A 14,168-nucleotide genomic window follows, 5' to 3' on the forward strand; every position below is an offset into this window, starting at 1 on the left:
ATATTATAAGTTTGTTTAGATAATATAGAATGTCTATAATGTACATTTATACAAGATGCTTAGATAAGATATGATGTCTACAATATAAAATATATACAAATAATGAAATAAAAAGAATAACAGTAAAGAATAACAACAAGGTATCTCATTTAGATTTAATTTGAGATACCTTATTTTTTTATTTTTTGATTATAATACTGTAAAATTCATATTATAAAAAAATTATTATAAATGATATTGTTTATAATGATTAAACATCTTATTAACATATATTATTTTGAATTTATTACTTAATTAAATAAAATAAGTTATAATGTTTTGAATTTACGGAGAATAAAGACTTTAATTATAGTATTTGAGTTATATGGATAACTATGGTATTATATATAAAATATGGTAACAAAACTGTAACTTTTTATTGAGAATGGATAAAATTATTGATAAAAAATACGAAAAATATATTGGGGGTAAATAATAATATGAAGAATAGTAAAAAGATATTAGCTATAGGACTTACACTATCTTTAGTAATGGTAAATACTCCTATAGTAAATGCGTTGACATCTGTCGAACAAATAAAAGGTAATGACAGGTATGAAACAGCAGCAAAAATAGCAGATAAACAAAGCTATAATACAGCAATACTAATTAATTCAGATAATAGCTTGGCAGATGGTCTTAGTGCAAGTGGTTTAGCTGGAGCTTTAAATGCGCCTATTTTAATGACAAAACAAAATCAAATTCCAAGTACTACTATGGAAAGACTGAACAAAGCAAACACTGTATATATAATAGGTTCAGAATCGACAATAAGTAAAAATATTGAAAATCAATTACTTTCTAAAAAGAAGGTTGTACAAAGAATATTTGGTGAAAATAGATTTGATACGAGCGTAAAAATAGCTGAGAAAATCAAAGAAATCAAGCCTATTGATAAGGTAATTATAGCTAATGGAATTACAGGAGAAGCAGATGCAATAAGTGCATCACCAGTAGCGGCAAGAGATGGAGTACCTATAATACTTACAGATGGAAATAGTGTAGGATTTGATACTACAGGATTAAAGAGTTATGCACTTGGTACTAGTGAAATAATAAGTGATGAATTGGTCAAAAGTACAAATTCTGTTAGGTTAGGTGGAACAGATAGGTTTGACACCAATAAGAGAGTTATACAAGAGTTTTATAAAAACAGTAAAGAGTTTTACTTAAGCAAGGGTCTACAATTAACGGATGCATTAGTTGCTTCTACAATAGCAAAAAATGCTCCTGTAGTATTAGTAGAAAATGGTAGCAATAAGAGTATTTTAAGTGGAGCAGATAAACTTACAGTACTTGGAGGGATAAATCAGAATGTAATCAAACAGTGTATAAATCAAGCTTCTCCAAATCAACAAGGACTATATTATAATCCAAATGATAGAGCATTTAAGGACAGAATAAAGGGAAAAGTGTATGCTCATATAAGACAATATAGAAAAGAAAGCGGAGTAAAAGAGTTATCTGTAGCAAGTAGATTAGAGGGATTAGCAAATGATTGGTCTAATTTAATGGCAAATAAGAAGACTTTATCGCATACAATAAATGGCAAAAACTCATACTCTACTTTTCTAAAGTACTTAGATTGGAGTGAGATTAAATCTGGATATGTTGCAGTTCAAGGTGAAAATATAATTAAATATAAAATTCCAGATAAACCCGTTTATACAAATAGAGATGCAGATGATATAGGAAATTTTATTTTCAATGAGTGGAAGACAAATCCTGAAGAAGGTACCAATATGCTACATAAAGGATATGAAATAATGGGATTTGGAATAGCCATAACGGGGGATAAGACTATATACGCAACACATGAGTTTTATGGAAGATATAAAGAATAAATATTTGTTATGATTTAGGCATCTTACAAAATGTAACTACACACAAAATGATAGCTGTGAGAAAATAATATATAAATAATAAAATTATAATGGAAAATAACATTTATATTAATACAATAATATAAATGTTATTTTTTTAAAAATTTAGTGAAAAAATTGTATCAAAAAGTTTAAATATGGTATAAAATGGGTAAGAAAGTAGTGAAAATTAAATGGCAAAATTAGGGAAACTTAATGACGCAAAACTATAGGGGTTAAAGCTTTTAAAGCCATATCAGCCAGTTGCTAAAAAGAGTAAAGTCTTTTTATTTTATAATTAAGATTCTCTTTGAGTGTCTTTTTTTATTGTCTGAAACTATAGTATTTAAATTCATGAGAAATTAGAAATTTATTGAGGGAGGATTGTTGTTTCATGAAAAAAGCAATATCTTGTGTACTAGCAGTATCAATGTGTAGTGCACCACTAAACGTTTTTGCAGAACCTATCTTAGAGGGGAAGTTAAGGGCAGTTGAAAAATCAGTTACAGAGAAGTTAAAGGGGAATCTTGAAGTAGATTTAAATTTTTCACTTCCAATAAAAAATAATGAATCAGAAAGTATAACTAATACACAATTGGAATTAAAAGATGATAGTAATAACAGTGGAATAATAAAGCTTGGAGAAAAAGATTCAGGAACATTAAATATTGGGGCAGATAACATAGAGTATACTATAAAAAAACTATCTGCAAGTAGAAGTGAAATAAAAAATAAAGATGAAAATATATCATATTATAATATTGTATTTAATAATTTACCTGTTGGAAAATACAATGTAGAAGTCTCTGGAGGAGGATTCAAGAGTAAGGAAATTAAGGACATTGATATATCAAGTTATTCACAAAGAGTTTTGTTAAGTAATAGAGCAAGTGTTGATGATAAAAATAAACCTCTAAACTATGAACTATTCTTGATGGGCGATGTGAATAATGATGGCAAAGTTGATAAGAAGGATTATGAGGATGTATTGAAAAATATAAACTCAAATAAAAGTGAATATGATTTAAATAGAGATGGAAGGGTAGATATTGCTGACTTAGACTATGTTCAGAAAAATTTAGGGCAAAGTGAAGATGAAAAAAGCCTAGAGAGTATAGTATCTACCAATCCTATAGTAGATACAAGTAAAGTAACATTAGAAAAAAACAGTGATACAAATATTCAAGGTACTGTAGAGGATTTATTCAGTGGAGATAATAGTGGAGTTAAAATATCTCCAGCAAATGCAGATGATAAGATATCAGAAGAAAAACCAGCAGTAATGGATATAGCTTTATCAGAAGCACTTGATATGGAAGTCATAAATATAAAAGCACCTGAAGGAAATGCTCCAGCAAAAGGAATAGTTGAAGTTACAGATAAAGATGGTAATGTTCAACAGATTCCTTATGAAAATAAAGAATATGTAGAAACTTTAAAAGAAGAGCAGAAGCAAGAGGAAGTAAATAATGAGCAAGAAGAAACAAATAATAAAGATGAAAATATAGAGCAGTCTGACAATAATTTAGACAATAATCAAGAAGAAAAAAATGATAAAGAAGATTCAAATACAACTGATAAAGAAAACAACGATAAAGAAAATTCATCAACAGATAAGTCTGATTCAGACAAAGATACATCAAAACAAGAAGACAATATCAGCAAAGATGATAATTCTACAACATCTACATATGGTAGGTCAGCAGTAGAAACATATGCAGAAGTTCAAAATAGTGATATAGTAATAAATCTTGGTAAACAAGTAGCAGTAAAAAAGATAACAATAAAAATAACAGCTACGACAGCAAATGATAGAAATCTTGCAGAAATATCTAAAGTTGAATTTTTAAATAATGTTTATAAAGAAATACCAAAACCAGATATGAATATACCTAAAATCAATAAAATATCGACTAGTACTGCTGTTGGAAACGAAAAAGTATCTTTTTATTGGAATAATGAAGTAAATGTATCTGCATATGAACTTATATTAGATACGATTGACAGTAAAGGAAAAGTACTATCGACTAAAAAATTACAAACGAGTAAAAGCACTATAGATGTAAGAGATATACAAGCATATGGATTATATAGAGTGAGCATACAGTCTTTAAATGGAGATTGGGCTAGTGGATATAAAGAGGCAACAGCAGAAAACTTAGATGGAGTCCCAGAAAATGTAGACTCAAACTATAAGCCTATACAATTTAGTCCAGACAGTATAATAGAATTTCAAGTTGTTCCAGATACAAAACCAGAACCACCAGAAGGTATAAATGTCAAAGGTAGATTTAAGGCTCTTGATGTAAGTTGGAAAAATCATAAACAAGCTAAAGACTTTGATTTATATTATAGAGAAAAAAGTTCTAATGGCTCTTGGATAAAATATAATGACAAACTTATTCGTGGAACAAGTTTAAAAATAGAGGGGCTTAAGGATAATACAACATATGAAGTTAGAATGACAGCTACGAACCATTTAGGTACGAGTGGAATGTCTAAAACATATATAGGAACAACTGAGAGTGTTGATGCTCCAACAACACCTAACTATAGACTAATTAATACTCCTAAGTTAGATGCAGGTTTTGGGATACCAACAAATCATATAGTAGATGTTACTTATCCAGCTGGATATGATAAAAGTGAATATAGTGACAAAAATCCATTTAATAAATTTAATATAGTAGATGGAGATTTTACAACACATTGGACATTCCCAAAATATAATGCTGCTGAGGGAACGAATAGAGGTCCAATCATAACTTTTGATAAAGCTTATACGATGGATACTTTTATGGCTACCCCTCGTTTTGATGTTTCTGATAAGACAATCAATGACTTTGAAATAAAATACTGGGATGAAAATGGTCAAGTACATAATTTAGGAGATGTACCCTTTGAAACAAAAACAGACCCTGTAAATAATAATATATATGTAATGGTAAGATTAAAGGAACCAATAAATGCTACTAAGATACAAGTAAGTGTTTGTTCTTCTTATTCATATAAGTCTAATATATCAGAACTTAAATTCTATGAATATGACAGTATAGAAAAAGATGTAAGAAATCTATTTGTAGATGACTTACAAGTTGAATTAAAAGAAGATGTAACTCAAGAAAAAATAACAGAATTAAAAGATAGAATTAGTACTCCTGATAAAGTGAGTGGGGAATATCATCCATACAAGACAATTATTGATAGAGAATTAAAATTAGCTCAAGACTTATATAATGATAGAGCTACACTTGCTGATGTAACAACTGTAAATCAAGATATAAATGTTTCAGGAAAGTATAAAGATAAGAGTGGAAACTATACTGTTAAGTCCAATAATTTAGGTATGGGAAATGACTGGCAAGCATTGGGTGTAGCTGCTAGAGCTGGAGATGAAATCACAGTATATGTTGGAAGTAAAAGTGGTAGAACTCCTAAGTTAATATATACACAATACTATGGAGAGTCGGGTGCATATAAGAGTGGAGAAATAAATCTTAACACTGGTAAAAATGTAATTCAGTTAAGTAAGCTTCATAGTCTAGATGTAGAATGTGGAGGAAGCTTGTATATAAGATACCCTTATGATGCTCCAAGTGGTGGAGATATAAAAGTACGTGTAGCAGGAGCTACTAAGATACCACATCTTAACTTAAATGGAATGATAAATGATAAGAGCCCTGAAGGAGTTTCTGCATCTAAGAAAAAGATAAGAACCTATATAGAAGAATTAGCTAAATATAAGAATGATATAAAGGGAGAGCCATATTATCCAGGAACGAATATTGGCAATTCATATGGATATTCAGAAACAACAGGTGTATTAAACACTACAGATATTGAAAGTGATAAAGTTACGTTAAATGTTCCTGCAACAGCTGTATACCAAGGAATATCAAGTGGAAATTCTGATTTAAATACACAAGTAGATAGATTATACAATAGTATGCTTGCATGGGAACAAATAATGGACTTAATATACTCAGAAAGAGGAGTATTTAAGACACAAGATTTAGATGGAAATGGAACTGTAGATGATAATGAATTTGACATAACTAAAAATGATATGGCTCCTAAATCTCGTATGAATATAAAATATCAAAGAATGTTTATTGGAGCATTTATGTATGCTTCTGGTTTACATGTAGGAGTAGAATACGGTTCAGTTCCAGGACTTATGAATGGAGTACCTTTCCAAATAGATGCTACTGGAAAAGCTACAGGAGGAAGTTTGTTTGGATGGGGAATAGGTCATGAGATAGGACATGTTACAGACATTGGGAAGATGACATATAGCGAAACTAGTAACAATGTACTTGCTTTACTTGCTCAAACATTTGATGATAAGACACATTCAAGACTTGAAGGTTCAACAATGGACAAGATATATGAACATGTAACTTCAAACAGTGTAGGTATACCAAGTAATGTATTTGAGAGACTTGGAATGTTGTGGCAACTACATTTAGCTTATGATAATGATTTTACTGGTTCAATGCTAAAGAATAACTCAGATGCTGATTTAAGCAATGACACATTCTATGCTAAGATTTCAAGAAAATATAGAGCACTTTCAAGTGATGACCTAATAAATAATTTACCAAAAGACCAAATGTTAGTAGCAATGGCATCAAGTGTTGTTGAAAAAGATTTAAGAGATTACTTTAAAGCATGGGGAGTAGAAATTACACCAGAGTTAAACAGTATAATGGATGGTAAAAAGTACGAAAAAGAGTCTAGAAAGATACAATATATAAATGATGAAGCTCGAAGAAAGATTTTAAATGAAAATATATCTAGTATGGCAGAAGATACTAAAGTAAGTGCTGTTTTTGCTGATGGAGTACAAAGTGGTTCTCTAGTTAAATCTAATAAAATATCAATAGACCTAGATGTCGATAAAGACAAAGACAAGATATTAGGATACGAGATAATAAGAAGTGATGGAAACTACTTAGATGGTGAAAATGGAACTCAAGTAAAATATAGAACAGTAGGATTTGTAGATGCAAAAGGAAATAGTCAAGCTAAATTTACTGATAATATATCTCCTCTTAATAATAGAGCATTTACATATAAAGTAGTTGCATACGATTATCATCTAAATCCAACAGATGAGTTTGAAATTGGCACTGTAAAATTATCAGATGAAGGAAAAATAAACAAATCAGCATGGTCATTTATAACAAACACTGTTTCTGATGGTGATGTTAGAACTGAAAATGACTCACATGGACCACTACAAAATCCAGAGATTGATAACATCAAGGATAATGATGCAAGTACTACATATAAAGGAAAAAGAATAAGTAAAGCTGAGTGGAACAAAGACCCTCAAAAAGACCCAGATATAAATGTAGAAGAAAATCCATATATAATAGTAGATATGAAGGAAACATTACCTATAGTAGGGCTAAAATATACAAAGCCAAAAACTGAAGCTAGAAAGTTCTCATTAAAAGGATTATTCAATCTTAGAAAGGATACTAGTACAACATACAATCCTTTAACTAATTACAAAATACAAGTAAGTAATGATAAAAAGAATTGGGAAGATGTTAGCCAAGGAACTTTTGAATATGGACAAGACTTAGTTGGTGGAGGAAAAGACCAAGATAATGAAGCTAGAGTTACATTTAATAAAGATGGTAAGCTTTGGACATACCAAGCTAGATATGTAAAACTAATATCAAACAATAAGTCTAATATAGAGGTTGCAGAGCTTGATGTAATAGGACCTCCAGGTGACAATATAGAGATTGGAACAGTAAATAGTGTAGACCAAACTCGCACTAATGGAATTGGAAAATTAGCAGAAGACTATGTATATCAAAAGGATGACACTAATACGAGTGAAGATGAAACAGCTAAGATTCCAGCAGGTTCAATAGTAATTACAGGTGAATACAGTGGAAATCCAGCATTTAATTTACCATTACTTATAGATAAAAATAATAAAACTATCTCTGGGGAAGCACTTTTATTTGCAGAGGTACCAGAAAAAGGTGAATTAGGTGAAATAAGCAAAGGTACATGGGTTTACTATATGTCAAAAGAAAGCTTTGATTCTTTAAGTGATAAAGTTAAGGCAGAATTATATAGATATAATGACCTTCAAGGAGATACTCCAATAGGTCAAAGATTTGTAAGTGATACAATGTATGTTCCTGTGGAAGCTAAAACTTATGATGAGTTAAAGACGATAAGTCTTACTGATAGTAATAGTAAAGCGAGAAAAGCTACAAAGAATACTATTGATATTAGCAATAAGAAGGTTACATCTATAAATAATAAAGTAAAAGGTAATATTGTCAGAGATAAATAAGTAATAGAAATCTAAAAAAACTAAACATGCTAGTGCAAATAGTGGATATTTAGTATGATTAGGTACTAGAAAAGTTTTAAAAGAGTAAGACGTTAAAAGTAAAGTATATATAATGTAACTATAAGTTTAGGGTAATTTATAAATTAAATATAAAAGCCAGATAAATAAAGGATTTTATCTATCTGGCTGATGGTAGATAAGGACGGGTGTTAATGAGTAAAGGAAAATCTCTTATAAGAACTATTGCAGTGTCAACTATGGCAGTAGCTGTAACTGGTAGTGCTACATGTGCATATGCTGCTCCAGTGTTACAAGGAACAAAGACATATGAAAAAGTAAATACTATAGATATATCTGTGGATTCAGTAGAAAATATAGTATATTCATTTCAAGCTAGTATAAAAGTACAAGGTGAGGTTGAAGTACTAGATAATGAGCCAGGCCAAAAGATTAAGTGGTCTGATAATATAGAAGCTCAGATAAAAAGTGGAAATGCAAATGCCAATTGTGTTTCAACATATGATAAAGCAAGTAATACAACAACATTAGATATATATGTTACATCAAATGAAGATTTGTTAGATGGAAATACATTAAATATAGGAAGAATATCAGTAAAAAAATCTGGAAGTAATTCAAGTGCTAAGTATAAAATATTGGGTAATGGGGAAAATTCCAAACCAGCTTTAAAAATTGTAACTTACAACAATAAAACCGTTGATTATGAAAGTATAGATTCTAGTGAAAGTTTAAACTTTACTCTTATCAATGAGAATGAAGTAAAACCAATAGGAGGAACTGGAACTAGTAAAAACGATCCTGAAAAATATAAGGTTGAGAAAAGTGAATCACTTGAATATTTATTAAATAATATTAGAATAAACTATTCTGTTGTTAGTAAAGAAACAGAAGAAAGTGGTTCAAATATAATATTGAAGCTTGGATTATCACAAAAATCAAGTAAAGGAAGAAAAGCTACAATAAGTAAGTATGTTGAAGTTACACTTCCAAAAAGTTTAGAGTATGTAGTTGATAATGAGTTAGCTAAACCAGATGAATTACCACCAGACAATTCTGATGACAATAATAATGGTGGAAATAATAATTCAGGTGGTTCATCTGGAGGTAGTAGTTCTAGTGGAGGAAGTTCAAGCGACTCTACATCTAATGTTAAAGTAAAAAAATTAAAAGGTGCAGATAGATTTGAAACTGCTGTTAAAATATCTCAAAGTGGATGGACAAAGTCAGATACAGTTGTGATAGTAAATGGAGAAGACAGAAGTATGGTGGATGGGCTTACTGCTACACCACTTGCTAGTGTAAAAAATTCACCAATTCTTTTATCTTCAAATGATAAACTTCCTCAAAAAACTATAGAAGAACTAAAAAGATTAAATCCATCAAAAGTAATTGTAGTAGGTGGAAATAACTCAATGCCAAATTCAGTTGTTGAAGCTATTAAAGGCATAAATTCAAAGATATCAGTACAAAGAATAGGTGGAGAAACAAGATATCAAACTTCTATTAATATAGCAAAAGAAATTGATAAGACAAATAATGTAAGCAAGTTGTACATAGGAGCAGGAAATGGAGAAGCAGATTCATTATCAATAGCATCATTAGCTGGAAAGGAAAAAACTCCAATAGTACTTACACAAAAGGATGGTGTAGATAATGAAGCAGAACAATTTATTAAATCAAACAAAGTGTCAAATGTATACTTTATTGGTGGAGTAGAAAAAATATCTAACAAGGCTATTGAGCAAGTTGGAAAAATAACAAATAAAGATGTATCAAAAAATAGAGTTGCAGGTCAAAATAGACAAGAGACAAATGCTAAAGTAATAGATAAATTCTATTCTCATTCCAAATTGGATGGGGTTGTAGTTGCTAATCAAGATAAGCTTATAGATGCTTTGGCAGTTGGTCCATTGGCAGCTAAAAATAATTCGCCAGTTGTACTTGCTACAAATACGTTAGATAAATCACAAGAATCATCATTAAAAAATAAAAATTCATCTAAGTTGTATGAAGTGGGTGGAGGAATAGCTTCATCTGTAGTAGATAAGATTAAGAGTTTAATTGAATCAAAATAAATATCAAAGTAAATATAAGTAAGTAAGTTTAAAATAAGAATGTATTTAGATATAAATCATATGTCTAAGTGCATTCTTATTTTTATTTATATTATCTTAATAATATTATGCTGGAATATATGTGAAAATTTAAGTAGAATTAAATTTAATTTGTAAAGTGATGTAAATTATTTTTAATAATGAAATATATCTTACAAATATTTAAAATATAACTAGAGATAGTTTTTGAATTTTTAATTAAATAAAATATTAATATATAGACGTAATATATTTATATAAGATATACTTTATAATATACAAAAAATAACAAAATAATAAAAAAAAGTAAAAACCATATAAATATAAAACATAAAAATCATCAGGGGGATATGAAAATGAATAAAAAAATATTATCATTAGGTCTAGCAGTATCATTAATCTTGGTAAACTTCAAAAGTGTAAATGCATCATCAGTAGTAGAAAAAATATATGGCAAAGATAGATATGAAACAGCAGCAAAGATAGCTGACAAGCAAACTTATGAAACAGTTATTTTAGTAAATACAGAAAAATCTCTTGCAGATGGATTAAGTGCAAGTGGGTTGTCAGGTGCAACAAAAGCACCAATATTATTTACACAAAAAAATAAGATACCAACAGAGACAAATAAGTGTCTAAAAAATATCAAAAAAGCATACATAATAGGTACAGAAGATACTATAAGTAAATCAGTAGAAAAAGAACTAGATTCTAAACATATAGAAGTAAAGAGAATTGGTGGAGAAGATAGGCTAAAAACAAGTTATCTAATAGCTAAAGAAATAGCAACTATAAAAAAAGTGGATAAGGTACTATTAACTAATGCCTACAGTGGAGAAGCAGATGCTATGAGTGTATCATCAGTAGCTACTAGAGATGGTGCTCCAATTATACTTACAGATGGAAAGAGTGTGCCTTTTGATGTTAAAAGTATACAATCATATTGTATAGGCTCAGAAGAAATAATGAGTAGTGCTCTAGTTAAAAATACAAACTCAGTAAGAATAGAAGGAACTGACCGATTTGAAACTAATGAGAAGGTAATAGACTATTTTTATAAAAATGTAGATAGGTTCTATGTATCAGATGGCTATCAATTAGTAGATGCTATAGCAGCTGCACCATTAACTAAAGATTTTCCAATGGTATTAGTTAATGATGGTAGTAGTAAAGTTGTGTTAGAAGGAGCTAAGCATATAACTTCTATAGGTGAGTTAAGTGACAAGGTGATAGAACAATGTGTAAGCGCATCAAAGTCAAATGGGCAATCTCCAACAATCACAATAGGAACAACAGAACTATATAAAGGTGAAAAGTTTGACAGTAGTAAGTTGAATATAGTTGCTAAAGATAATGCTGGGAAGGTATTGCCAATAGAAATTGATGGATTTATAGATACAAATAGAGTAGGTACATACATATTGACATTAAAGACTACAGATGAATGGGGAAAAAGTGCAGAAAAAAGAGTAGAAATAAAAGTGTTAGATGATAAATCTCATGATTATAATAGCCCAGAATTTAAAAAAATGGTTTCTACTGAAATGTATAACTTAATCAATTCATATAGAAAAGAAAAAGGTAAAGAACCTTTGGTAGTGTCTAGTAAGTTAGAGGGGATGGCAAATGCATGGTCTAAGTATATGATGGATAAAAAAGTTTTTGCACATTATATAGATGGTAAAAATGCTCCACAAGTATTTTCTGATTTTGGAATGAGAAGTGAGGAAAATATAGCATATATTTATATTAATTCTAAGAATGTGCAAACGACTCAAGATGCAAAAGATTTGGCAAAGACTGTATTTGAAGTGTGGAAGAAGTCTCCTGAATACAATGCCAATATGCTTAGTGATGATTTTTATAGTACTGGATTTGGACTTTATATATTATCTGATGGTCAGGTACATGCTACTCAAGAATTTCTAAATGGTAATGAAGGTAGTTTGTAAAAAACTACCATAAATCTTGTTTTTTTATTAATTTACTGATATCATAAAATTTAAAATCGCATCTAAAGTACTTTTTGTAATCTGTTTTGTTATTATATTACAGGTTATGGTATTTTAGATGTTTTTTATTTTAGAATTTATAAATTTTAAGGGAATAACTACTGAGGATGTAATTTATAATGAGTTGAATTATTAAAAGATTGGTAGGAGGAGTTTTATGAAGGTAAATAAGAGAATATTATCAATAGGATTGACAGTATCATTAATAATGGCAGGGGCAATAAATATCAATGCATTTTCAAGTATAGAGAAGATACAAGGGAAAGACAGATATGAGACTTCTGCATTGATAGCAGATAAACAAATATATGATACAGTCATATTAGTAAATACTGATAATTCTATAGTAGATGGATTAAGTGCAAGTGGATTATCAGGGGTTGCAAAAGCGCCAATAATGTTGGTACAAAAAGATAAGATACCAGCCTATGTTGAAAAAAGATTAAAGGATGTTAAGAATGCTTATGTTATAGGTACAGAGGATACTATAGGTAAATCTGTAGAAAATCAACTTAAGAATAAGGGGATTGATGTTAAGAGAATTGGTGGAGAAGATAGAATAAAGACTAGCTATCTTATAGCAAAAGAGATTTCTACTATTAAGCCAGTAAATAAAGGTGATAAAGTATTTCTTGTAAATGGATATACAGGTGAAGCTGATGCAATGAGTGTGTCTTCTGTAGCTGCAAGAGATGGAGTACCTGTAATACTTACAGATGGAAAAAGTATATCATTTAATGTAGAGGATGTTCAATGTTATTCTCTTGGGTCAGAAGAGATTATGAGTAATGAACTTGTAAGTAAGACTAATTCTGTTAGGATTGCTGGGAAAGATAGATTTGAGACTAATAAGAAGGTTATACAACGCTTTTATAAGGGAACAAAGAAGTTTTATGTGTCCCAAGGGTATAAATTGGTAGATGCTGTGGCAGGTTCTTCATTAGCTAAGGACAAGCCTATAGTACTTGTTAATGATGGAAGTGATAAGAGTGTGCTTAGGGGTGCTGATGAAGTTACTTCTTTAGGCGGAATGGATAAGAATGTTGTGGACCAATGTGTTAGTTCTGCATCTGATAAAAATACTTTGCCTACAATAACTGCTAATGATGTTGAGATTTCTGTAGGGGATAAGTTTGATAATAGTATGTTAAATATAGTTGCTGCTGATTATTATGGAAATGATTTAAAGCCTAATATTGAGGGCAATGTGGATACTAGTAAGGCAGGAACTTATGTCTTGAAAATAAGTGCTTATGATAATTTTGGTCAAAAGTGTGAGATTAGTGTAAATGTCAAGGTAATTGTAAATACAAATACAAAGGAACCAAATAGTTATGAGTTTAAGGCAATGGTTTCTAATGAACTATACAATCTAGTTAATTCTTATAGAAATGAAAAAGGTAAAAAGCCTTTAAGGGAATTAGATTCTTTAGCTGGAATGGCAAATGCATGGTCTAAGTATATGGATGAGAAGAAGATATTTGCACATGAGATTGATGGAAAAAATGCAGCTGAAGTATTTTCTGGTTTTGGAATGAGAAGTGATGAAAATATTGCATATTTACCTATAAATGTTAAGTCTGTTTATACGTCTAAAGATGCAAAAGATATAGCAAAGTCCATTTTTGATTTATGGAAGAAGTCTTCTAAGTATAATGATAATATGTTAAAAGAAGAGTTTTATAGTTTTGGATTTGGAATGTATGTTTCTACTCAAGGTGAAGTTAATGCTACAATGGAATTTCTAAATAGTTAGACTTTATATTAGTATTTATGGTAGAAAATGTATAGGCAATTAATTAGATAAAATTAATAA

Annotated in this window: 5 protein-coding genes and 1 riboswitch; all 5 genes read left to right on the forward strand. The window is 29.7% G+C overall.

Going from position 1 to position 14,168, the window contains the following annotated elements:
* Nucleotides 1–479 precede the first annotated feature (479 nt).
* Entirely contained in the window at nt 480–1,883 is a 1,404-nt protein-coding gene (locus IC213_RS08285) for a cell wall-binding protein Cwp9 (protein ID WP_227830846.1), read from the forward strand.
* Nucleotides 1,884–2,087: 204 nt separating this feature from the next.
* Nucleotides 2,088–2,173: riboswitch (cyclic di-GMP riboswitch) on the forward strand.
* 122 nt (nt 2,174–2,295) lie between these two features.
* Complete coding sequence (locus IC213_RS08290; RefSeq protein WP_227862979.1) at nt 2,296–8,226, forward strand: M60 family metallopeptidase; 5,931 nt, start codon at nt 2,296–2,298, stop codon at nt 8,224–8,226.
* Nucleotides 8,227–8,438: 212 nt separating this feature from the next.
* Complete coding sequence (locus IC213_RS08295; protein ID WP_227862980.1) at nt 8,439–10,322, forward strand: cell wall-binding repeat-containing protein; 1,884 nt, start codon at nt 8,439–8,441, stop codon at nt 10,320–10,322.
* Between the two features lie 368 nt (nt 10,323–10,690).
* Complete coding sequence (locus IC213_RS08300; protein ID WP_227862981.1) at nt 10,691–12,292, forward strand: cell wall-binding repeat-containing protein; 1,602 nt, start codon at nt 10,691–10,693, stop codon at nt 12,290–12,292.
* A 217-nt stretch (nt 12,293–12,509) separates the two neighbouring features.
* Nucleotides 12,510–14,108, forward strand: coding sequence for a cell wall-binding repeat-containing protein (locus tag IC213_RS08305; protein ID WP_227862982.1), 1,599 nt, complete (start codon nt 12,510–12,512; stop codon nt 14,106–14,108).
* Nucleotides 14,109–14,168 lie beyond the last annotated feature (60 nt).

The organism is Clostridioides sp. ES-S-0049-02, assembly GCF_020658465.1.
In the GTDB taxonomy this organism is placed as follows: Bacteria; Bacillota; Clostridia; order Peptostreptococcales; family Peptostreptococcaceae; genus Clostridioides.

Bases quoted from the DNA above. Each gene is read 5' to 3' on its own strand.
- IC213_RS08285 (WP_227830846.1), top strand. From the start codon at position 480: ATGAAGAATAGTAAAAAGATATTAGCTATAGGACTTACACTATCTTTA.
- IC213_RS08290 (WP_227862979.1), top strand. From the start codon at position 2,296: ATGAAAAAAGCAATATCTTGTGTACTAGCAGTATCAATGTGTAGTGCA.
- IC213_RS08295 (WP_227862980.1), top strand. From the start codon at position 8,439: ATGAGTAAAGGAAAATCTCTTATAAGAACTATTGCAGTGTCAACTATG.
- IC213_RS08300 (WP_227862981.1), top strand. From the start codon at position 10,691: ATGAAAATGAATAAAAAAATATTATCATTAGGTCTAGCAGTATCATTA.
- IC213_RS08305 (WP_227862982.1), top strand. From the start codon at position 12,510: ATGAAGGTAAATAAGAGAATATTATCAATAGGATTGACAGTATCATTA.